A 24,490-nucleotide genomic window follows, 5' to 3' on the forward strand; every position below is an offset into this window, starting at 1 on the left:
AATCCAAAAAACTGACATGGTAAAAAATTCATCCAAAAACACTCACCAACCCCCAAAAGGGCCGGCAAGCACAATCTGTCCAAAAATCTCCCACGCCACAAAACAAAAAAAATTAGTGGCACAAGAAATCCAAAACACACTATCGAGTTCTCAAAGAACACACACCCACCAGAACCAACCCCCACAAACAAGGGCCGAACACCAGCAGACATCTGCAATTATCTGTCAGCCACCCCGTCTCCGGAGCAACCTCACCAGCCTAACACAATCCTCCAGACACCCACCAATCAGTGATCCCTCACAGGGACTCACTGAATAGTCGAAGCTTTCAGACCCGATTCGGCCGACCCCGCACAAGAACACCGCGACCGAAATCGCGGCGATCAGAGTAAGGGGACGTCATCGCGGCCTCGCCGCTCTGACTCCGAATAAGTTACGCAATCGGCGCCCTTGAGGTCAAATCGGCTGGTCAGCGGCCCGCGATCCTTGCTCATCGCGACGATGAGGCCGGTCGACCAGACGGTCGGGCATCGAATCCGCATGAGTCACAGTGACGAAACTGGAGCCGCAGGTTTGCTATGGCGCGGATTGGCGTCGATTCTTCGACCTACTCCTCAGGCGATGTCTCAGAGGTAGAGCGTCCGGTACTTCACACTGCCGGCGATCCTGCCGACGAGGTTCCCGGTGATCCACACCCACTCGCCCCGTCGACTCCGAGACCACGCCCACGGCCAGACCGGACACATCCCCACCACCACGCCGGCGTGCAGAAGCGGCCACCACCACTGCCTGCCCGGAGCCCCGTAGTCTCGGGCCACCCGGGCCTCCTCACGGCCGTAGTCGATCACCTGGTCCCACGATTCGCGCATTCCGGTGCGGTACCGGTAGGCGACCAAAGCGTCACGCGCATAGCCGAACTCGTAGCCGCGCGTCTGCACGCGCCAGCAGAACTCGACGTCACTGCCGGCCGTCGGATAGCTCTCGTCCCACCCACCGACCGCGTCGAAGACCGAGCGACGGACGCCGAGGTTGCATCCGAACGTCATCGGCAGAAAGCGCCCCAGCACAACGGGTTCGGCCGGATCCGGCAAGGCGCGCCATGCTGCGACCACCGGGTCGTTGAGCGTCTCGCGCTCCAACGGTCCGCCGACGATGTCCGCGGAACCGAGGGCCTGGACGATTGCACGCAGCCAGGTGGGATGGACGGCGTCGTCCTGGTCGCAGTACGCGATCAACGGATACCGAGCAGCTCGGGTCCCCACATTGCGTGCGTGGGACGTGCCCGCAGTTCCCGAGGCGTCGACCCAGCGCAGGTCGAGCCGTCCACGCAGTGGGTGGTTCAGTGCGAACCATTCCAGGTCGGCCGAGCCCTCGTTGTCACTCAGGATCACCTCGAACGGCTCCGTGAAGTCCTGGGCGGCAAGGGCCTGCAGCTGGACCTCGAGGTCTGGCAGCCCGCGGTAGCACGCGATGACGACGGAGGCGCCGATAGCGGCACTCATGACGTCTCCTTCCGGTTCGATGACGCGATCTGTGCTCGTATCCGTCCGGCTGTCAGGCCGTCGTCGGCTGCCGCCATCAATCGCAGCACCGACAACAGGTCGTCGACGACGGCCGCGGCGGTCGCGGCGTCCAGGAGCGCAACCGGGTACAGCAGAGTGCCGCGCAGCCCGGCCGGCCGGCCGTCTTCGCGCAGTTCGAGCAGCGTGACCTCGAGTTCGTGCTTGGCCACGACTGCCGCGATCGGTTCCTGCGCCACGGTCACCGTGCCCAGATCGAGTTCCGACAAGGCAGTATCCGAGACTTCGGCCTGCTGGAGGATGAGCGTCGCCGGGAACACCGGATGACCGGTGGCCCCGCCCGGGCCCCGGGTCACACCGAGGTGGTCGAGCAAATCGGGCACCGTGACGTCCGCGTGCGCGAATCCGTCGACGAGTTGCCCGTGCACGTCAGCGATCATGTCGGCCACCCGGCGATCATCGGACGCGTCGATCCGCATCGGAACATCGTCGGCGAAGTTCCCGATCACGCCGTCGACGGCCGCATGGACTCGATTCGCGTTGGCCGTCGCCAGATGGACCGCGCGGTCGGCTCCGGCTGACGAATCGATCCGTGTGGACAGGACCAGCGCAAATGCCGCCTGCAGCACGGGGAACAAGCCACCGCCTCGACTGCGGGCGAGACGATCGAGCTCTCGGTGCAACTCGGGTTCGACGCTGATCCCGACGGAGTCGCCGCGGGAGTCCCACACCTGTGGTCTGGGCCGGTCGGTCAGCAGCTGCGGCCCGGGTAGCGCGTTCTCCCCGAACCTGCTCGTCCAGTAGTCGAGCGAACGCCGGAAGTGCTCGGTCCGCGCATCGGGTGCGCCGACGATGCCGGATCGCCAGCGCGCGTAGTCCCGGTACCGCACCGGCGGTGAAGTCAGTTCGGGGACGATGCCGGTCGCACGCGCGGTGAACGCGGTCAGCACGTCGCGCGCCAGCAGCGGCATGGACCGGCCGTCGAAGTTGAGGTGATGAAGCACCAGGAGCAGCACCGCAGTGTTGTTCCCGCTGTCGGCTGCGCTCGTGAACAGTCTGGCGCGCAGCGGGATCCGGTCGAGGTGGAGTGGCTCCCAGGCGGCTGCGGAGACCGCGTCGGCGAGCCGGCCTGCGTCCACCTCGACGGGTACCAGCCCGTCGCGAAGCGCGGCGTCCACCTCCGACATGCCGAGGACCTCCGCCACGGGCAGCAGTCCGTCGTCCTCACCCGATTCCGCCGACCGGTAGCGCGTGCGCAGTGCCTCGTGCGTGTCGAAGACATCGCGAAGTGCGGCGTGCAGCGCCGTGCGGTCGAGCTCGCCGGTGAAGCGCAGGGCGATCGGTACATTCCAGTCGGCGCCCTGCCCGGCTCGGACCGCCTCCCATATCCGGCGCTGCGCCGGAGCGAGCGGGATCGGCCCGTCGTCGTCGATCCGAACCAGTTCGGGAGTCTCTGTCGGCGCCGCACGCTCGATGCGCGCCGCCAGATCTCCGAGGTCGGCCGCGTCGAAGACGGTCCGCACGGGCACCGAGCGGCCCAAGAGCGCCGCCAGCCGGGCCGCGGCACGTGTCGCCGTCAGCGAGTTGCCGCCGAGCTCGAAGAAGTCGTCCGACATGCCGACTACCGGCGCCCCGGTCACCTCCGAGACCACCTCGGCGACGGCGCGTTCGACCTCGGACTCGGCAGGCCGGTGGTCGCGCCGACGTCGTTCGGGGCGAGGAAGCCGTGCGCGATCGACCTTTCCGTTGGCGTTGTACGGCAACGCTTCGAGCCGGTGCACGTCGGGTCGCAGGTAGGCGGGAAGCCGGTCCGCCAGCGCGCCGGTCAGGTCCTCGGTGTCCGCATCGCCGGTGACGAAGGCGACCAGCCGCGCGCCGCCGGGACCGTCGACCGCGGTGACAGCGGCGTCACCGACGCCGGGGCATCGACGCAGCACGGCCTCGATCTCGCCGGGTTCGACTCGGAAGCCGCGGATCTGGAGTTGGAAGTCGGCGCGACCCACGTATTCGAGCAGTCCGCCGCGCGTTCGACGCACGAGATCACCGGTCCGGTACATGCGGCCACCGCCGGCCGGGTCGGCGACGAACGACGCGGCGGTACGCGCCGGGTCGGCGTGATAACCGCGCGCGAGTTGCGGTCCGGCCAGGTACAGTTCGCCGACCACTCCGACCGGCACCGGATGCAGACGCGCGTCGAGCACTCGCGCGCGGACCGTCGGCTGTTCTACTCCGATCGGAATCCGCACACACTCGTTCTCGGTTCCGGGGGCGACCTCGTGCCCGGTGGCACTGACGGCGAATTCCGTCGGCCCGTAGAGGTTGTGCACGTCGGCGGTGCTGCCGGAGCCGCGCAGCCGGGCCACGAGTTCGGGCGGCAATTCCTCGCCGATGCACAGCACCGTGCGCACCGAGCCGGGCAGCTCGCCCGCGTCGAGGATCATGGACAGGGACGAGGGCACAGTCGGGAGGACGCTGACTCGGTGCTGAGCGATCTGCCTGCGCAGCGCGGTCCCGTCACGCTCACTGCCGGGCTCGGCGATCACGATGCGCGCACCCGCCTGCAGGGCCCACCAGTACTCCCACACCGACAGATCGAAACCGGCCGCGGTCCGCAACAGGACGGTGTCGCCGCGTCCCAGTCGATAGCGCTCCTGCATCCACGCCAGCTGGGTGCTCACGGCCGCGTGCGGCACGCTCACTCCCTTCGGGTTGCCCGACGACCCCGACGTGAACAGGACGTATGCCGCCGATTCGGGATGAGGCGCCCGATCGGGACGATCCGCTGCACGCCACTCGGACGCCGCGTCACCGCACGCGACGTCGGCAAGGTCGGCGACACCGGCGACACCGGCGAGGTCGGCGAGGTCCAGATACGCGCGGTCGCCGGCCGGCGACGGCCCCACACCCAGCACCAGTGCCGGGTCGGCGACCTCGAGGATCATGGACGCGCGCTGCGGCGCCGACGGATCCACTGGGACGTAGGCAGCGCCGCATGCGACGACCGCGTACATGGCGACCAGTTGATGCAGGCCCCGCGGCGCAGTGATCGCGACACGCTCCTCGCTCCCGACACCGCTCCCGATACCGTGGTCGCGCAGCGCGGCGGCGAGGAGCCCGACACGCTCCGACAGTTCGCCGTAGGTGACCTGTTCGGTACCGTCGACCACCGCGACCGCGTCCGGGTGCTGCTCGGCGCACCGCACGAATCCGTCCACGAGACCGCGGGTCTGCGAGCCGGGGCACGGGTGGTCCGGCGGTGCCGCCGAGCCCGCATGGGGCTCATCGTCGCCGAGCACGGGCAGGTCGCCCACCGGGAGGTCGGGGTCGTCGAGCAATCCGGCCAGGATCCGTACGTACCGCGCGGCGAACTCGGCGGCGGTGGCTTCGTCGAACAGGTCGGTGGCGAAGACCAGTTGGCCGGTCAGGCCGGGTTCGCCGCGTTCGGCCAGGGTGAGGTGAAGATCGAACTCCGCGACGTCGGGACTGTCGTCGACCACGGTCACGTCCAGTCCGGGCAGTTCCATCGACAGGCCACCGATGTTCTGGTACGAGAGCGCCACCTGGAACACCGGATGGTGAGCGACGGATCGGGTGAGGTCGAGCCCGGCGACCACGGTGTCGAACGGGACTCCGGCGTTCGCGAAGGCGTGGAGCGCGGCCTCTCGACTGATCGCGAGGGCCGCGGCGCCGGTGGCCGCCCCGTGAATGTCGGTGCGGAGTGCGAGCATGTTGACGAACATGCCCACGGCTCCCTGCAGCCGGGCGTGCACCCGGCCGGCGCTCGGCGTGCCGATGACGACGTCGCGGTTGTTCCCCAGCCGGCCGAGCAGGACGGCGAGTGCGGTGTGCGCCACCATGAACACCGTCGCGCGGTTGCGCGCTGCGAAGTCGACCATCCGTGCGTGCAGGGCCGGCTCGACGGCGAACTCCACGCGCGCCCCGCGTCCGCTCGGCCGCACCGGGCGGGGCCGGTCGGTGGGCAGGTCGATCACCGGGGGTGCACCGCGCAGCCGCTCGTGCCAACTCGCGAGCGCCGCGGCGGCCGTCCCGTCGGGTTCGTTGAGCCAGGAGTGCTGCCAGACGGCGAAGTCCGCGAACTGCAGTGGCGTCGGCGCGCAACCCGCCGTGCAATCCACAGCGTTGTCCTGTCCCGTGTCCGAATCGCCGGTGAGCCGGGTCCGGTATTCGGCCGCCAGCTCGCCGGCCAGTGTCGCCACCGACAGTCCATCGGCGCTGATGTGGTGCAGGACGAGAACGAACGTGTGCCGGCCGGTCCCCTCCTCCGCGGACAGCAGCGCCGCGCGGACGGGCGGGCGGGCGGTCACGTCGAATCCACGGCCGGTCACCGACCGCACGGCCTCGTCGATCCGGGTCTCCGGCACCGCCCGAAGTTCCACCTCGAGCCCGTGGTCGTGACCCGGCCGAATCAGCTGGCGGGGTCCGTCCGGGGAGTCGGGATACGCGGTGCGCAGTACCTCGTGCCTGCGCACAAGCGCGTCGACCGCGCCCAGGAACGCCGGCACGTTCAGGTCACCGGTCATCCGCAGCACCAGCGGGATGTTCTCGGTGCGCGCGTCGGGGTCGAATCGGTTGAGGAACCACATGCCCTGCTGTGCCGGGGCGAGCGGAATGTGCTCGGGCCGTTCGAGATCGCCCGGGCCGGGACCGGAGACGGGAGAACCGGCGTCGAGCCGGGCGGCGAGACCGGCGACGGTGGGCGCGTCGAAGAGGTCGGCTACAGCCAGTTCCCTGCCCGTGCGTGCCCGCAGCAGTGCGACGGTCTGGGCGGCCATCAGCGAGTTGCCGCCGAGGTCGAAGAAGTGCCCGTCGCGTCCGAGTTCGGTCCGGCCCAACGCCTGTGCGAAGGCTTCCGCCACCATCACTTCGGAGGTTCCGGCCACGGCCACCGGACCGGTGGACGCGAACTCCGGCTCGGGCAGTCGGCGGTGGTCGACCTTTCCCGACGGGGTCAGCGGCAGTTCGGCGAGTTCGACGAATGCGGTGGGCACCGCGTACGACGGCAGGGTGGCGCGCAGGCGGTCTCGCAGTGCGTCGGCGACATCGGCACCGTCGGCCGGCACGACGTATGCGACCAGAGTGGTTCGACCGTCGGGGCCCGGCCTGCCGGCAGCGACCGCGGCGCGAACCTCGGGGCAGCCGTGGAGCGCGGACTCGACCTCGCCCAGTTCAACGCGGTGTCCGCGGATCTTGAGCTGCGCGTCGAGCCGGCCGAGATGCCGCAACTGCCACTGCTCCTCGCCGACGGATGCGGCCGCCACCAGATCGCCGGTCCGGTAGCGCCGCGACCCCGGCGGCCCGTCGGGATCGGCGACGAAGGTGACGGCGGTGAGGCCCGGGCGGCCGTGATAGCCGCGAGCGAGTCCCGGTCCGCTCACGTAGGCTTCGCCCGCGGCGCCGGGCAGCACGGGCCGCAGGTCGGCGCCCAGTACGCGGACGGTGGAGCCGGTGATGGCTTCGCCGATGGGAAGTCCGTCGCGTGTAGCCCGGATCGGCCCGGCGAGCGTGGCCATCACCGTGGTCTCCGTGGGGCCGTAGGCGTTGAAGAACCGCGTGCCGCGACCGATCCAGCGGTCGGCGGTAGCCGTCGAGCACGCGTCGCCGCCGACGATCACGGTGGTCAGCTCGGGCAGTTCCTCGTCGATCGTGTCGAGAACCGCCGGAGTCAGGAAGGCGTGAGTCACGGCCGCTTCGCGAAGGATCGACGAGAGGTCGTCGGCACCGTAGACCGACCGGGGAACGACGACCGCCGTCGCCCCGGCATCGGCCGCGAGCAGCAGTTCCAGGACCGAGGCGTCGAAGCTCGGCGACGCGAAATGCAAGACGCGCGAATGCTTCTCGACACCGTAGCGGCGCTGCTCGGCCACGAACGATGCGATGCCCCGGTGCGTGACGGCGACGGCTTTCGGCCGTCCGGAGGTTCCGGAGGTGTAGATCAGGTACGCGGTCTGGTCCGGGTGGGGCGCGGCGCGCAGTTCGTGACGCCCGAGAGGTGAGACGTCGTATCGGGCGAGTTCGGCCTCGATCGCGGGATCGTCGAGTACGAGTGCACCGCCCAGCGCGGCAACGCCTGCCGCGGTCAGGTCGCGGTCGGCCACCGTGGTCACGATCAGCGCGGCAGTCGAGTCCTCGAGCATGAACGCGACCCGGTCGGCGGGATGACGCGGATCCACCGGGACGAATGCCGCGCCGGTCGCGGCCACCGCGCGGGTGGCGATCACCGACAGATAGGAGCGCGACAGGCACAGCGCCACCGCCGTCTCCGGCCCGGCCCCGCGGGCGATCAACAGACGGGCGAGACGGTTGGTATGCGCGGCGATCTGCTCGGGTTCGTGCTGTCGGAGCCGACCGTCGGCGTCGACGGTGATCATCCGCTGGCCCGGGGTTGTCAGCACGTCGCCGAGGTAGCGGTCGGCCGGAGCCGGTCCGCCGCGGGTGATCTCGGTCAGCGCCGCCCGTTCCGCCGGTGTGGTGAGGTCGATGGCTCCCAGCGCGCCTTCGGTGGCTTCGACCTGCTCACCGGCCATCGCCAGGATGACGCGTTCCCAGCGATTCAGCAGGGTCGCAGCAGTCCTGGCCCGGTACGCCTCTCCCCGATGAACCACGGCCAGCTGCAGACCGCCCGATGCGTCGGGAGTCGCCGTGAACTCGATGTCGAATCGCGCGACGGGCACGTCGACGTGGAGCATGTTCGTGGCGAGCGCTGCGCCCTCGCCGTGGGCGGCCGGATGCGTTCCGTCGACGGTGAGAGTCGCATGGATCAGCGGATGGCTGTCGCGGTAGCGTGGGAGGTCGAGTAGGTCGACTATCTCCTCGATGTCCAGGTCACCGTGGTCGAGGGCGCCGAGCACGGTCTGCTGCGACTGCTCGATGATGTCGCGGACCGAACTCTCCGGCTCGACGGTCGTGCGCAGCGGAACGGTGGTGACGAACATGCCGACGGTCTCAGCGACCCCGGGTGCTTCGCGGCCGGACAGCGGGGTGCCGATGATGACGTCGGTGCCTCCGGCGCTGCGCGCCAGCGCCACGGCCAGAGCCGCGTGCAACACGCTGAACAGCGTGGCGCCGGATCGCTCGGCGAGGGCGGCGAGCGCTTCCCCGGCGGCGGAGTCCACTGCCGCGCGATGCACCCGCGCCACCTCCTCGGGCGCTCCGTCCGGCCGGGGACGAGCGGCGTCCTCGACGTCGGCGAGCCGGTCGCGCCAGTACCTCAGATGCGCGGCGGCGCTGGAGGACGGATCGTCGACCGACCCTCTCCGTGCGGCGCGATGGCGCAGATGATCGGCGTACGAGACGGAGGGAACGTCGAAATCCGGTGCGCCTCCGAGGACTCGGGCACGGTAGGCGGTGGATGTGTCGGCGGCGAGGATCCGCATCGACCACCCGTCGGCGGCCACATGATGCACGGCGAGCACGATCACCGTGTGATCGCCGTCGGGCCGGACCACCACGCGCAGCGGCAGATCGACGGTCAGGTCCATCGCGGCTGCCAATGCCGCGGTCACCGCCGGTTCGCCGGCTGAGCCCGCGTCGGTGCCCGGACCGAGGACCGTCACCAGTGCCTCCGAGCTGTACTCCCCCGGCGCCAGTACCTGCGGGCGGGGCCCGTCGACGCTCTCCGGGTAGACGGTCCGGAGAACCTCGTGCCGGTCGAGGACGTCGGCGATCGCGGCGGTCAGCGCCGGGACGTCGATCCGGCCCGGGATGCGGAGCGGAGCCAGGATCAGATAGGCGCTGGAGTCGGGATCGATGCGGTTGTGCAGCCACATCTGCCGCTGCGCCGCGGCCAGCGGCATCGGATCGCCCGGCTCGCCCGGCTCGGCCTCAGCGGTCGCCTGCGAAGCGTCCCGCTGGTCGGCGAGTGCGGCGAGGGCGGCGGCGGTGCGGTGGTCGAAGACCTCACGCACCGCCAGCCGCGCGCCGAGCCGTTCCCCGACGGCCGCGACCACGCGAGTCGCGGTGAGCGAGTTGCCTCCGTGCTCGAAGAAGTCGTCGTCCACATCGACGCCGTCGCCCAGCAGTTCCCGGAAGATCCCGAGCATCACCGTCTCTGTCGCGGTGGCGGGTTCCCTGACTGCGTGGTCTCCGCGGACGGGGGTCGCGGGCAACGGCAGCGCCGCCCTGTCGACCTTGCCGCTGGCCGACAGCGGCAGCGCGTCGGTGGTCAGAATGTGGGCGGGCACCATGTGCTCGGGCACCCGATCCGCGAGATGTGCCCGAAGCGTCCGTGCATCGGCTGCGGAGCCCGCGGCGGGGACCACGTGCGCGACCAGCTGCGGTCCGGACCGCGGATCGTCGTAGGGCACCACGACGACGGCCGAGACGTCGGGATGCGCCGCGAGAGCGGCTTCGATCTCACCCGGCTCCACACGCTGTCCGCGCAGTTTGATCTGGAAGTCGCTGCGACCGCAGAACTCCAGTTCCACGTTCTGGCGCCCCACACCGCCTCGCCGCTCGACACCCGCGGCACCGGCAGCAGCCCCCGTGCGCCGCCAGCGCACGAGGTCGCCGGTGCGGTAGAGCCGCTCGCCCGGACCGAACGGTGAGGCCACGAATCGTCCGGCGGTGAGCGCCGGACGGCCGTGGTAGCCGCGGGCGAGCTGGACGCCGCCGAGATAGAGCTCCCCGGTGACGCCGATCGGCACCGGTCGCAACCGGCGGTCGAGGACGTGCACGGTATTGCCCTCGGTGGGGTTGCCGATCGAGACCGGCCGGCCGTCCAGCGAGCCCGGCGTGACGTGCGCTGCCGTCACGTCGACCGCGGCCTCGGTCGGCCCGTACAGGTTGTGCAGTCGGGCTCCGGTCCGCGACAGGACCGCCGCGGCCGATGCGCTGCCGAGAGCCTCACCGCTGGTGAACACGAGCCGCAGCGAGTCGAGACGGGCCCGCGTGCCGCAGGCGAGGAAGACGTCGAGCATCGCGGGCACGAAGTGGATCACCGAGATCCGCTCGGCGTCGATCAGCTCGGCCAGTGCCGACGGCTCGCGGTGCAGCCCGGGCTCGGCGAGGACGGTTCGCGCCCCGGCGACGGTGGGCCAGAACAGTTCCCACACCGAGACGTCGAACGTGGTCGGCGTCTTCTGGAGGACCGTGTCGCCGACGGAGATCCGGTAGCGCACCTGCATCCAGTCGAGCCGGTTCACGATCGCCGCGTGCGTGATCGTGACGGCCTTCGGTTCGCCGGTCGATCCCGAGGTGAACAGAACGTACGCCGGATGTGCAGCGCGCAGCCGACCGTTACGGTCCGCGTCGGTGATCTCCTCGTCGGACCGATCGAGATGCAGCAGTCGCGGATCGGTCACCGGTATGCGGCAGCCCGCGGGCAGCCTGGCGGCCGACTCCGGATCGGCGACCACCGCGACCGGCGCGGCGACGTCGAGCATCGCCGCCACACGCGCGGGCGGTTGCGCCGTGTCGATCGGCAGGTAGGCGCCACCGGCGAGGACCGTCGCATGGATCGCGACCAGCATGTCGACGGACCGGTCGACGGCGATCGCCACCGTCCGCTCCGGACCGACGCCCGCGGCGATCAACTCCCGTGCGGTGCGGTTGACGCGGCGGCGGAACTGTCCGGCCGACAGCGCCGCGGTGCCGCCCACCAGGAGCGGCCCGGTGACGGGGCCGCCCGCGCCCGCGAGCAGATCCGCCAGCGTGGCGTCGTTCGCCCGTACGACTGCCGCGGGCGAGGCGGTCGCCGCGTGGTGCTCCGGTGAGAGGATCTCGACGCGGTGCAGCGGCAGGTCCGGCTCGGCCACCAGTGCGCTCAGCACTCGTGCGAACATCCCGGCGAGGGCCGCGACGGTGGTCTCGTCGAACAGTTCGGTCGCGTAGGTCCAGCGGGTGCGCACCGGATGATCGCCCACGCCCGTCGGCGGCACGTCGAGCGTCACATGCAGGTCGAAGCGCGCCAGCGGCACCTCGATCTCGATGGGGACGGCGGTGAGGTCGCCGGTCGTCATCGGCGCCGGAACCGGGTCGCCGAAGGCGAGCATGACCTGGAACAGCGGATGGTGAGCGCCGCCGCGGTCGGGTTCGAAGGCGTCGACGAGTTCGTCGAACGGGACCTCCGACGCAGCGAGCGCGCTCAGGTCCGCGTCGCGGACCAGGTCGACGAAGTCGCGCGCGGGCTGCGTCTCGTCGATGCGGGTCCGCAGCACTGCGGTCTCAACGAACATGCCGACGACCTCGTCGAGAACGGCGGAGCTCCGGCCGGCCACCGGGGTGCCGACGAGGACGTCGTCGGCACCGCTCACCCGCGACAGCACCAGTGCCAGTGCGGCGTGGGCGACGTGGAAGAAGCTCGCTCGCCGTGTCGCAGCGAACGCGCCCGCGGCTGCGGCGAGTCCGGCGTCGAGCACCAGCTCGTGAGTGGCGCCCGCGCGAGTCGGCTGGACCGGGCGGGAGCGGTCGGTCGGGAGTTGCAGCGATTCCGGCAGATCCGCCAGCATGCGTTCCCACTGACGGAACTGCGCCTGGATGCTCGGGTGCCGATCGGCGGGCGCGGAGCCGCGGGCGTTTCCATCGGTGTCCCCGAGCATCGCGGCCTGCCACAGGGCGAAGTCGGCGTACTGGACCGGAAGCGGGTCCGGCCGGCGACCGGTGTAAGCGGAGAGCAGGTCGGCCGCGAGCACCCGCAGCGACCAGCCGTCCGCGGCGATGTGATGGACCACGGTCACCAGAACGTGCACCGGAGGCCCGCCTGCGGCAGGCTCTCCGGCGGCGCCGGCGGCGACACGCAACAGTCGCATCCGAAGCGGGATCTCTTCGGCCAGCGCGAATCCGGCGGAGGCGACCGCGGCGATCCGGTGGTCGAGCGCGTCGGCGGCCACCGTTTCGACCTCCATGGCGTCGAGCCCGGCCCCGGCGAGCGCCGTCGCGGTCGGCAGAATCTCCTGAACGCCGACACCGTCCCGGTCCGGGAACACCGTCCGCAGAGCCTCGTGCCGGTCGATCACCGCGGCGACGGCACGGTGCAGCGCCGCCAGGTCGAGCGGTCCCTCCAGACGCAGGGCGAACGGGAGATTGTAGGCCGCCGAACCCGGATCGATCCGGTCGAGAAGCCACATGCGGCGCTGTGCGCGCGAGAGCGGAATCGGGTCGGGTCGGGAAGCCGTGGTCAGCGGCGGGCGATCGACGGCGACCGCGGCGTCGACCGCCCGCGCCAGATCGGCGATCCGCGGACTGTCGAACACGGTCCGGACGGGGAGCGCCGCTCCCAGATCGTCGGCGATGCGAGCCGACAACCGGGCTGCGAGCAGCGAGTTGCCGCCGAGGTCGAAGAAGTCGTCGGTCACGCCGATCGGGCGATCGGCGGCCGGCTCGCCCAGCAGGTCACCGAGCAGCGCGATCAGCGCGTGTTCGGTCGCCGTCTCCGGCGCCCGGTACTCGCGGCGCTCGCGTGGCGGCTCCGGCAGCGCCCCGCGATCGAGCTTGCCGTTGCGGTTGCGCGGCAGGTCGTCGAGCACCACGATCGCGGTCGGCACCAGGTACGCCGGAACCCGCTTGCGGAGTCCGGCCAGGACCGCGGCTACGTCGAGCCGCTCGGAGGACTCCGGCACCGCGTACGCGATGATGCGCTGATCGTGGACCGCCGCGGCAGCCGCGCGCACTCGCTCGTCGAGCACGAGGGCGTGTTCGATCTCCCCGAGTTCGATCCGCTGTCCGCGGATCTTCACCTGGAAGTCGTTGCGGCCGACGTACTCCAGTTCGCCGTCGGCGCTCCGCCGCGCGAGATCGCCGGTGCGGTAGAGCCGGCCGCCGGTGCCCGCCGGATCGGCGACGAATCGGGCCGCGGTGAGGTCGGCCCGCCCCTCGTAGCCCGTGGCGAGCTGGATGCCGCGCAGGTAGATCTCTCCGACCACGCCGGGGTGCACCGGGTGCAGACGACGGTCGAGTACCAGCACCTCGGACCCGTCGACCGCGCCGCCGATCGGAACGGTGACCGCGGCGTCCGACGGCGACCACGTGTGCCGGGTGATGCCGACCGCCGCCTCGGTGGGCCCGTACAGATTCTCGATCCGCGCACCGAGCATCTCGTGCGCACGGCGCGCGGTGGAACCGGTCAGTGCCTCGCCGATGCAGAGCAGGCTCTCGGGCCGGTGGAACGGTTCGCGTGCGTCGTCGAGCGCGTCGAGATGGGCTTCGAGCAGCGACGGGACGAAGTGGACCGCCGTCGGCTCGGTGCGCCGGATCAGGTCGGCGATGTACCGGGGATCGGTGTGGCCGCCGGCGGCGGCCAGGACCAGCCGTGCCCCACTGATCAACGGCCAGAACAGCTCCCACACCGAGAGATCGAAGGTGGCGGGGGTCTTGAGGAGCAGGGTGTCGCCGGGCCCGACGGGGAATGCCGCCGACTTCCATCTCAGCTGCGCCGCGATCGCCCGGTGCGGCACCGAGACGCCTTTCGGGACCCCGGTGGATCCGGAGGTGTAGATCACGTAGGCCGGGTGGTCCGGCAGCAGCGGGAGGGTTCGCTCGGCGTCGAGGATCGGACCGGCGGGCGCCTCGGCGGTGTCCGTGACGTCGAGCACCGGGAGTCCGGACCTCGAGAGCACGGTTCCGGCCCGTGCGCCCGCGACCAGGATCGCCGACGGCGACGCGGACCCGAGGATCAGTTCGACGCGGTGCGACGGCCCGTTCGGGTCGATCGGGACATACGCCGCCCCCGCACCCAGGACGGCCAGGACGGCCTCGACCAGTTCGTACGACCGGTCGACGGCGACCGCCACGCGGTCGCCGGGCCCGACGCCGAGTGCGATGAGCCGCCGCGCCAGCCGCCGCGAACGTTCGGCGAGCGTCCGATAGTCGACGGCCGTGGCGGAATCGGCGCCGTCGGCCCAGAGCGCGACCTCGTCGGCGTACCGCGAGCAGGCCGCGTCGAGCAGTCCGGTGAGGGTGGTCCCGGTGTCTCCAGTGGTCCCGGTGTCCCCGGTCGGCACGGCGACCCGGGCCGCCGGTTGCGGCACGGACTCGACCGCCAGATCGCCCACCGGAGTGGCCGGGCTGTCGAGTGCGGCGTCGAGCAGTGCGATCCACAACGTATGCCATCGCGCGACGGTGCTGTGATCGAAGAGATCCGCGTCGTAGTCCCACTGCACCGCGATGGCGCCCGGGCGGCCGGGCGCGGCGTCGTCGGTCAGGGTCAGGTGCAGATCCGATTTCGCGATGGACGTGTCGGGCTCGGCGATCTCGACGTCGAGTCCGTCGAGGTCGACGCGGGTGGCGGCCATGTTCTGATACGAGAAGCCGACCTGGAACACGGGATGGTAGGCCGCCGAGCGACGCGGTGCGAGCGCGTCGACGACGACGTCGAACGGCAGGTCGGCGTTCTCGAAGGCGCCCAGATCCGTCTCCCGGACCTGCGCGAGCAAACGGTCGAAGCCCTGCTCGGGGCGCACGCGGCAACGCAGTGCCACGGTGCCCGCGAACATGCCCACCAGGCCCGCGAGGTCGCGATGTCCGCGACCGGCCACCGGCGTGCCGACCACGATGTCGTCAGTGCCCGACAGTCTCGCCAACAGCACCGCGAGCGCGGCGTGGTTGACCATGAAGGCGGTGGTCCCGGTGGTCGCCGCGAGCGCTCTGATGCGCTGCACCGATGCCGCCGGGAGCTCGGCGCGCAGCGAAACGCCGCGCCCGCGCGCGACGGCCGGGCGTGGCCGATCGGTCGGCAGTGCGAGGAGTTCCGGCGCTCCTGCCAGCTTGCTGCGCCAGTGGTCGAGCTGACGGGCCGCGGTCGACGCCGAGTCGTCCGGCTCGCCCATCAGGCCGCGGTGCCACGCGGTGTAGTCGCGGTACGTGACCGGCAGGGGCGGCCAGTCGGGCGCCGCACCGCGGCGGCGCGCGCGGTACGCGACGCCCAGGTCGTGGGCGAGCGGAGCCGTCGACGAGCCGTCCAGGACGATGTGGTGAACCACGCACACCAGGACGTGGTCGTCGTCGGCCAGGCGCAACAGCGTCGGCTCCACCGGAACCCGGGACGCGACGTCGAACCCGATCGCGCACGCCTGCGCGATGCGCTCGTCGAGACGGTCGGCGTCCACCGGTTCCGGCAAGAGCGCACGCCGCGGCGGGTCGGAGAGCACCAGCTGGATCGGCCCGGCCGGGCTGTCGGGGTAGTACGTGCGCAGCGGTTCGTGACGCTCCACCACATCGGCGAAGGCGGACTCGAGCGCTGCCGCGTCCAGTGCGCCGCGCAGACGGAGGGTGAGCGGGATGTTGAATACCGCGGAGCCGGTGTCGAGCTGATTGACCACCCACATGCGCCGCTGCTGCGGCGAGACCGGGATCCGGTCGTCACCGGAGACCGTCGGACGCAGTTCGGGAACCGGCCGGTTCAGGGGATCGTCCAGTCGCTCTGCGAGCGCCGACACGGTGGGCGCTTCGAAGATCCAGCGGACCGGCACCTGTGCGGCGAAGCGGACTCCGAGGTCGGCCGCGAGACGGGTCGCCGACAGCGAATCGCCGCCGAGCGCGAAGAAGTCGTCGTCCGCGCCGGGAGCGGCGACGCCGAGGCAGTCGGCGAAGGCCTCCGCGACCGACTGCTCCGAGGTGGTCCGCGGCGCCCGGTAAGCGGCTCGGGTCACCTCCGGGACCGGCAGCGCCGCCCGGTCGATCTTGCCCGAGGCCGTGAGCGGCATGGTCTCGACACGCATCAGGGCGGCGGGCACCGCATGGGCGGGCAGTACCGTGCGCAGATGCCCGATCACGGCTGCGGCGTCCGCGGCCCCGGCGTAGTAGCCGGCGAGGGCCGGCCGGCCGGAGGGCGTGGTCGCGAGCGCGGCCGCCGCCGCGTCCACCCCGGGCACCGCCGCGAGTGCCGCCTCGATCTCACCGAGTTCGACGCGGAAACCGCGGATCTTGATCTGGTGATCGGCGCGTCCGCGATACTCCAGCGCACCGTCGGCGCGCCAGCGCGCCAGATCGCCGGTGCGGTACAGGCGCGCGCCCGGGGCACCGAACGGATCGGCGACGAAACGTTGAGCGGTTCTCGCCGGTGACCGGTGGTAGCCGCGGGCGACCCCGACGCCCCCGACGTAGAGTTCGCCCGTCGCTCCGACCGGCACCGGCGCCAGACGACGGTCGAGCACCACCGCGTGGGTACCGGTGATCGGCGTGCCGATGGGTACGTCCGCGCCCGGCACGAGCGGGCCGGCGACGGTCGCCATGATGGTCGACTCGGTGGGCCCGTACGCGTTGAACATCGACCGGCCCGGCGCCCAGCGCGCCACCAGATCCGCGGTGCACGCCTCACCGCCGACGACGACGGTCCGCAGATCGGTCAGTGCGTCCTCGGGCACCGAGGCGAGCGCCGCGGGAGTCAGAAAGGCGTGGCAGATCCGTTCGCGGCGCAGCAGTTCGGCGAGCTCACGACCGCCGTAGAGCCCACCCGGCGCCACCACCGCAGTGGCGCCGGAGGCCAGCGCGAGCAGCAGTTCCAGAATCGATGCGTCGAAGCTCAGCGACGCGAACTGCAGGACCCGGTCTCCCGGCCGGACGCCGTGGCGTCGACGCTGCTCGGCGACGAAAGCGGCGCCGCCGAGGTGGGTCACCACCACGCCCTTCGGCCTGCCGGTGGAACCCGACGTGTAGATCAGGTACGCCGCGTCGTCCACTCGCAGCGGACGCGGGCGGTCGGCGTCGGTGACCGGTTCGTCGGGCATCGCGTCGAGACTCGCCAGCACCCGTGGATCGTCGAGACGAACCCAGTCGGTTCGCCCGGCGGCCGTGGGTACCACCGTTCCCGGCCCGGCGATCCCGAGAGCGGCACCGCTGTCGTCGAGCAGGTACGCGATCCGCTCAGCGGGCAATGCGGTGTCGATCGGGACGAACGCCCCGCCGGCGACGAGCACCGCGAGCTCGGCGACGACGGCGTCTGCGCCGCGCGTACCCAGCACTGCGACCACCGCGCCGGGCCCGGCTCCGCGTCCGATGAGCAGTCGGGCCAGCCGGTTGATCCGGCGCCAGAGTTCGCGGTGGGTCCACTCGACGCCGGCGGCGCGGAGTGCGGGCTCGTCTGCGTGGGGTCGCGCCGCCGCGGTCAGGATGTCGGGCAGCAGCCGTGCGGTCGGCGCCGCCGGGCCGCGCGCGGGCACCAGCGCCGCCCGTTCGTCGGCCGACAGGGCCCGCAGGGACGCCGCCGCGGTGTCGGGTGCCGCACCGACGATCTCGTCGAGCAAGTGGAGGAACCGCCGGCGATGTCGCTGCAACACGGTGTCCGGATACGCGGAGGCGGCCCCCTCCAGATCGATCCGAAGGTCGTCGCCGTCGCCGTAGACGGTGAAGGCCAGATCCTGGATGGGGCCGGTGCTCAGAATCCGGCTGCGGCCGAGACACTCGCCCAGCCGCACCTCGTCACGGAACATCATCACGTTGATCGCGGGTCCGAAGAACGAGCGGCCGACCGCGGACTCGTCCTGCTGCTGCGCGCGGTCGCGCATCATGTCCTCGAAGCGGTACCGCTGATGCCGGAGGGCACCGCCGAACTCCGCGGTGACGGCCCGAACCAGGTCGGCGACGGTGGTGTCGCCGTCGACCGTGGCCCGGATCGGCACCACGTTGGAGACCATTCCGCCCGAGCGCCGCAGCAGGGCGTTGGTACGAGCCGACACCGGAAGGCTGAGCACCACGTCGTCAGTGCCGGCCATCTGGGCGAGATAGGCGGCGGCCGCCGCCGCGACCACTGCCGCGACTGTGCTCGTGTGCTCGTCGGCGAACCGGGAGATCGCCGCCGCGGCGGCCGCGTCCACCTCACCGCCCGCGACGCGGGACATCCCGCCCGCGGCGCTGGAGGTGTCGGCCAGCCGGATCGGGTCGGGCAGGTCGTCGAGCCGTTTCGCCCAATGCGCGCGGTCGCGTTCGAAGCGAGTGGAGGACCGGTACTTCTCATCGTCGGCGACGAGGTCGGCGAGCGTTCCGGCCCGTGTCGGGGATACCTCTTCGCCTGCGGCCAACGCCGAATACACCTCCGCGACGCGCTGTGTGAGCGCCGCTGCGCCGTAGCCGTCGAGCAGGATGTGATGCACCCGCATGTACCAGAAGTAGCGCCGGTCGCCGACGCGGAGGGTCACCGATTCGATCAGTCGGTCGGAGAACAGGTCGACGGGGGCCCGGAACTCGGCATCCATCCACGCGCGGGCGGCCGCTTCCGGGTCCGGGCGGTCGCGGAAGTCGAGATGGCTCATCTCGTCGGGCGCGTCGTCGTCCCACCGCTGCGACGGGGCGTCTCCGGGGCGCTCAGCGGGAACGAGGCGGATCATCGTGACGCCGAACTCTCGCACCACTCGCCGTCCGGCCCGGGTCAGCAGGTCGAGGTCCAGCTCGCCGGTGACGTCGACGAACTGGGCGATCGATATCGGGGTGGTCGGGTCGAGTTGCTGGGAGAACCAGATACTGCGCTGCGCCGACGAGAGCGGGACGATCAAATCGTCGGATGCGGGTGCGTCGCGTACCGCGGCGCGCATGTCGTCAAGCGTCACTGTTCAATCTGCTTCTTCTCGGGTCCGACGGTGGTCGGGTATCGTCCGGGGTCCGGACGATCGTCCATATTTAGCGCAGGCTAACCTGCTTAGTGGAGGCTAACCTTAACACCGGTCGAGGACGATGACGCGCCCGGTACGTTCCATCGATGTCAGGCAGGTGATCGGATGCTCGGACCTCACGAACCGGCGGTCGAAGCGGCGATTCGCGTCGACGGTTTGACGAAGTCGTTCGGCGACGTCCGGGCCCTCGACGGGGTTACGTTCAACGCTCCGCGCGGATCGGTCCTCGGCGTCCTCGGCCCCAACGGCGCAGGCAAGACGACGGTCGTCGACATCCTGTGCACCCTGACCGAACCCGATGCGGGCTCCGCCACCGTCGCCGGACGCGATGTGGTCGCCGATCCCGCCGGCGTCCGCGAGGCCATCTCGATGACCGGTCAGTACGCCGCCCTCGACGAGACGCTCGGTGGCCGCGACAACCTCGTCTTCTTCGGTCGGATGCTCGGCCTCCGGCGGGCGGCCGCACGTGAACGCGCCGATTTCCTGCTCGAACGATTCGACCTCACCTACGCGGCCAAGCGACCCGTGTTCGCGTACTCGGGCGGCATGCGTCGGCGCCTCGACATCGCCTGCGGCCTCATCGTGGAACCCTCGGTCGTCTTCCTCGACGAACCGACGACCGGTCTGGATCCACGCAGCCGACAGGCGGTGTGGTCGTTGGTGGAGGCGCTCAAGCAGGACGGCGTCACCACCCTGCTGACCACTCAGTACCTCGAGGAGGCGGATCGGCTCAGCGACGCCATCGTCGTCCTCGACCGCGGTCGGGTGGTCGCCGAGGGCACAGCCGCCGAACTCAAGGAACGCGTCGGCGGCACGTTCTGCGAGGCGATCCCCGCAGACCCCGACGACGCACCCCGCCTGCGCTCGCTGCTCCGGGACCGGCTGAGCGCCGATCATCACGTCGCGTCCGGCGCCGACAGTGCCGACAGTGCCGAGGGGGCCGACAGTGCCGAGGGGGCCGTCACGCTCAACGCGCCGAACGGGGTCGACACCATGGCGGAGGTGATCGCGGCCGCCGCCGGCGCCGGCGTCGCCCTGCGTGACATCGGACTGCGCAGCCCCTCGCTGGACGACGTATTCCTGCGCCTCACCGGCGGCCCGCCGGCCGCCGCACCGGAACCGATCCGATGACCCGATCCGGGACTCGATCACCTTCGCTCCGCTGGCCCGACCGACGCGACCCGACGGTGATCGCGCACGACCACCGGTTCGTCCGGCAGTGGCTGACGATGACCGTCCGCGGCGTCCGTTCGGCCTACGGCGAGGGAGAGTTCGCCGTCGCAATCGCGATGCCGATCGTCTTCGCACTCGGCTTCTACCTGCCGCTCCGGGTGGTGATGAGTGAACAGGGCGTCGACTACGCACAGTTCCTGATGCCGATCATCGTGCTGCAGGCGGTCGCGTTCACCGCCATCGCCGCGGCCCAGCGCTCGGCATTGGACAAGCTCCGCGGAATGAACCGCAGACTGTCGTCGATGCCGGTCGCAGCCCTGGTTCCGTTCACCGCCCGCATGACCACCTCGCTGGTCCGCTCGGCGGTGTCGATCGCGACGGCGCTGCTGTTCGGCGCTCTGCTGGGCTTCGGCTTCTCCGGCGGTGCGGCGGGCGCTGTCGGCTTCGTACTGTTCGCGCTCGCCGTGGGCGGAGTTCTCGCCATGGCTGCGGACTCGCTCGGCATCCTGGCACGCGGCCCCGAGGCGACCTCTCAGCTTCTTATTCTTCCGCAGTTGGTCCTCGGTCTGCTCTCCACCGGCTTCGTACCCGAGTCGAGTTTTCCGGAGTGGGCGCGACCCTTCGCACGCAACCAGCCGATCTCCCATTTCGCGGCGACGATGCGCGATCTGGCCGACGGCTCGCTCACCGCCGAGACCGCAGCTCCGGCGCTGATCTGGCTGGCGGCGCTGGCCGTCGTCTTCTCCGCGCTCGCCTACCTCGCCCAGCAGAGACGGCGGTCGTATCCGTGACCGACCGAAGCCCGATCCCCGACGCCAGCGATATCACCGACGCCACCGATATCACCGACATAGTCCACTTCCCTCCGAGAGCGGCATGGGCACCCGAGCGCAGCGGATACGCGCTGTGGCGGGGTTCGGCGATCCAGGCTGAGCGGATTCTCCGCAAAGCAGCCGCCGATCCCGCGACCCTGCTTCAGTCGCTGCTCTTTCCGGCCTTGATGGTTCTGCTGTTCTGGGTGGTGCTGGACCGCCCAGTCAGCGCGCACTCCGGCGAATCGAACGCCTTCGGCATGGTCCCGATGTTCGCGCTGATCGGCGCGATGTCCGGGGCGTCGATCAGCGGGCTCGGTCTGCGCCGGGAGCGCACCTCCGGCCTGCTCGCGCGCACCTGGGTGCTTCCGGTGCACCGGGCGTCGGCCATGATCGGCCGGCTGCTGTCGGAGGCGGTGCGGATTCTCATCACCGTGGCCGCCGTCCTGGCTGTGGGCGCCGTCATCGGTTTCCGGATCCACACCGGCCTCCCCGGCGCACTGGGGATCCTGGCCGTCGCACTCGGATTCGGCCTGTCGTTCTCGGTGATGGTCACCGCCCTCGCACTGCTCCGGCCGGAGTCCCGCCTGGTGGAGTGGATCGCAGTCGGAACCAATCTGGCGATGTTCTTCAACACCGGCTTCGTGCCCGCCGACGCCTACCCGGCGTGGCTGCGGCCGGTGGTTGAGTATCAGCCGCTGAGCTGCGCGGTCGAGGCCATCCGCGGGATCTCGACCGGCGGCCAGGTGCTCGGCCCCGCGCTGACGACGGCGGCGTGGTCGGTGGGCCTGCTCGCCGCGTTCAGCGGGCCCGCAGTGGCCGGTTACCGTCGCGCGTCGACCACGCGTTAATCTCTTCAAAATAGGTTAGCCTAGCCATATTTTCGCAAGGAGAGTTCGATGCCCAAGAAGACCGGAACCACCGACGCACCCGTCGAGGTGCCGCCCGTCCACGTCACCGACCGGGTGACGCCGCTGCGCGCGGTCGGCGACGCGACCCGGACCGGCGAGCACTTCGCCTGGGTGGACGTGCGCGCACTGTCGGGGCAGCAGCGCGACGCCGTGGTGGCCGCGGCGCTCAACTACAACATCGACGGAATCCTCACCGACGACGCCGCGTTCCTCGCCACCCTGCCGCCGACCGTCCGCAAGATCCTCATCGCGGGCGATACCGTGCCCCCCGAGGGCACCGAAGGCGCCCGAACCGAGGGCATCGACCTGACCCTCGTCGAGCGCGCGACGCCCGAGACGCTGCCGAGCCACGCCGACGGCGTACACGTCGTGGTCCGCGATTCCGACACGCTCAGCGAGGCCTGCGAATGGGTCCGGCGCATCGGATGGACGCTGCTGACCTTCACCGACCCCACCAAGATCCCCCTCGAGATCGTGATCGCCGCGGCGGAGAACTCCGGCGGTCGCACCGTGACCGTGGTCGACGACATCACCGACGCGGAGATCGTGAAGTTGGTGCTCGAACACGGCTCCGACGGACTGCTGCTGGCTCCCCGCCACGCGGACGACGTCGTGGCCCTGGCCGCGGTCCTCGAACCGTCCGCGGCGCGCGTCGAACTGGCCGAGCTGACGATCACCGGTGTCGAGCACATCGGGATGGGCGAGCGTGCCTGCATCGACACCTGCTCGCTCCTGGAACTCGACGAGGGATGCCTGATCGGCTCGTTCGCCAGCGGAATGTTCCTGTCGTGCAGCGAAACCCATCCGCTGCCGTACATGCCGACCCGGCCCTTCCGATGGAATGCGGGCGCGGTGCACTCGTACGTGCTGGCGCCCGAGAACCGGACCCGCTACGTGAGCGAACTGCGCGCCGGACAGCCGATTCTCGCGGTCCGCAGCGACGGCTCCGCCCGCGAGGTGCTGATCGGGCGCGTCAAGATCGAACGGCGACCGCTGATCTCGATCAACGCGCGGTCGGCCGACGGCCGGACCATCAACGTGATCGCGCAGGACGACTGGCACGTCCGGCTGCTGGGTCCGGGCGGTTCGGTGAACAACGTCACCGAACTCAAGCCCGGCGACGTGCTGCTCGGTTACGTGCCACCGGAGGCGCGGCACGTCGGACTGCCGATCACGGAGTTCTGCGAGGAGCGCTGAGGTACGGGGGCGGTCGGGGGCACGGGGGCGGTCGAGCCGAAACCGGCCCGACCGCGTCGACCTCAGCCCAGCAGGGGAAGCACCTGTTCGGCGAAGCGTTCGGCCTCCTCCGCGAGCGGCCATCCGGACAGGATCCAGGTGTCCGCGCCGAGCTCGGCCGACAGCTTGCGCAGCGTGGCCGCCACCGTCTCCGGACTGCCGACCAGATAGTTTCCCGAGCCCTTCCCGGCGATGTCGAAGGGAGGCTCCCCCGACGTCCACGTCGTCAGCCCTGCGGCCAGACCCGGCAGGAACTCCAGTTCGTCGCGGCCGGGGATCCGGCCGGCCCGCAGCGCGTCGATCCGCGCCTGCACCTGAGCGTCGTCCGAGGCGATCTCGTCGAGTCCGGGAAAGCCGAACGAGCGGAGATTCCGATCGGCCAGCCGCGCCATCTCCGCGGCGTCGGTCTGCGCCAACTGCCACTCGAAACGTTCCCAGGCCGCCTCGTCGGTGTCGCGGACCACCACGCTGGCCAGCACGCCGCAGGGCAGCTCGCGGCCGCGCTCGCGCGCCGCGGCACGAGCCGCGTCGAAGGTCCGGACCAGCGCGTCGGGGTGCGCCAGAAAGCTCAAGTACACATCGAGCACCTGCGCCGCGTGCTCGAGCCCGGCCGCCGACGCGCCGGTGCCCCAGATGGGCAGCCGTTCCTGCCTCAGCCCCGGAATCGACGGTTTGTACTGCGGACCGGCGCGGAAGTACTGGCCGTCGACCGCCGAGGGATCGTCGGAGTACATGCGCCGCACGGTCTCCCAGTACTCGGCCGACACCCGGTACCGCTCGTCCTTGCCTTCGAAACGCCCGTATCGAGCAAGGACCGGATCGGCGCCGTTGACCTGGTTCACGATCATCCGGCCACCCGAGTAGTGGTCGAAGACCTGGGCCTGCTCGGCCATGAGCGCAGGCGGCTTGGCGCCCGGATACTCCGGAACGAGGAATCGCAGCCGCTCGGTGGCCGACACGAGGGCGATGGGTTCACGAGCCGTGCAGAGCACCCCGTAGTAGCCGAGCCGGTCGAGGGTCGCCGCCACCGAACGCAGATGCTCCAGCGAGGGCTCCGAGCGATACTCCGGCTGCCACGGCACCTCGCCGTCCATCCCGTTCAGGTACCAGAGGATGCGAGGCGTTCCGGGGCCGTGAGGGCTGCCGGGCATGGGCGGACTCCTGTCGTTTCGTCGGGCACGGGTGCAACCGGTCGGTGTGGTCATGTGCGGCCGGCGGCGTCGTTCCGACCCCGCATGAACAACCCGACCCCGCATGAACACCGACACGGACGTCTGAAA

7 protein-coding genes are annotated in these 24,490 nt (G+C 70.8%); 4 read left to right on the forward strand and 3 right to left on the reverse strand.

Annotation, left to right across the window (positions count from 1 at the left end; all coding sequences use genetic code 11):
* Positions 1 to 626 precede the first annotated feature (626 nt).
* The gene (locus ACE11G_RS13360; RefSeq protein ID WP_375002519.1) at positions 627 to 1,502 is read right to left on the reverse strand and encodes a glycosyltransferase family 2 protein; all 876 of its coding nucleotides are present in this window, start codon (positions 1,500 to 1,502) and stop codon (positions 627 to 629) included.
* Positions 1,499 to 19,015, reverse strand: a complete 17,517-nt coding sequence (locus ACE11G_RS13365) for an amino acid adenylation domain-containing protein (protein WP_375002521.1) — start codon at positions 19,013 to 19,015, stop codon at positions 1,499 to 1,501. The genes ACE11G_RS13360 and ACE11G_RS13365 overlap by 4 nt, the downstream gene beginning before the upstream one ends.
* A gap of 168 nt (positions 19,016 to 19,183) precedes the next feature.
* Between ACE11G_RS13365 and ACE11G_RS13370 the strand changes: the two genes are divergently transcribed.
* The 4 genes from ACE11G_RS13370 to ACE11G_RS13385 are packed head-to-tail and all read left to right on the forward strand — an operon-like array spanning position 19,184 to position 23,171.
* Positions 19,184 to 20,209, forward strand: coding sequence for a daunorubicin resistance protein DrrA family ABC transporter ATP-binding protein (locus ACE11G_RS13370; RefSeq protein ID WP_006897718.1), 1,026 nt, complete (start codon positions 19,184 to 19,186; stop codon positions 20,207 to 20,209).
* Entirely contained in the window at positions 20,206 to 21,042 is an 837-nt protein-coding gene (locus ACE11G_RS13375) for an ABC transporter permease (protein ID WP_006897717.1), read from the forward strand. The genes ACE11G_RS13370 and ACE11G_RS13375 overlap by 4 nt, the downstream gene beginning before the upstream one ends.
* Positions 21,039 to 21,914 carry an ABC transporter permease gene (locus ACE11G_RS13380; RefSeq protein ID WP_006897716.1) on the forward strand — a complete coding sequence of 292 codons (876 nt, stop codon included), beginning with the start codon at positions 21,039 to 21,041 and terminating at the stop codon, positions 21,912 to 21,914. Before ACE11G_RS13375 ends, ACE11G_RS13380 begins: the two co-directional genes overlap by 4 nt.
* 48 nt (positions 21,915 to 21,962) lie before the next feature.
* Positions 21,963 to 23,171: a 3-dehydroquinate synthase II family protein gene (locus ACE11G_RS13385; protein WP_006897715.1), complete on the forward strand. Its 1,209-nt coding sequence runs from the start codon at positions 21,963 to 21,965 to the stop codon at positions 23,169 to 23,171.
* 62 nt (positions 23,172 to 23,233) lie between these two features.
* On the opposite strand, the gene ACE11G_RS13390 is transcribed toward ACE11G_RS13385, so the two are convergent.
* On the reverse strand, positions 23,234 to 24,361 hold the full coding sequence (locus ACE11G_RS13390; RefSeq protein ID WP_375002525.1) for an LLM class flavin-dependent oxidoreductase: 1,128 nt from the start codon (positions 24,359 to 24,361) through the stop codon (positions 23,234 to 23,236).
* Positions 24,362 to 24,490: the final 129 nt, after the last annotated feature.

The sequence above is a fragment of the Gordonia sp. PS3 genome (assembly GCF_041950545.1).
Taxonomy (GTDB): Bacteria; Actinomycetota; Actinomycetes; order Mycobacteriales; family Mycobacteriaceae; genus Gordonia; species Gordonia sihwensis.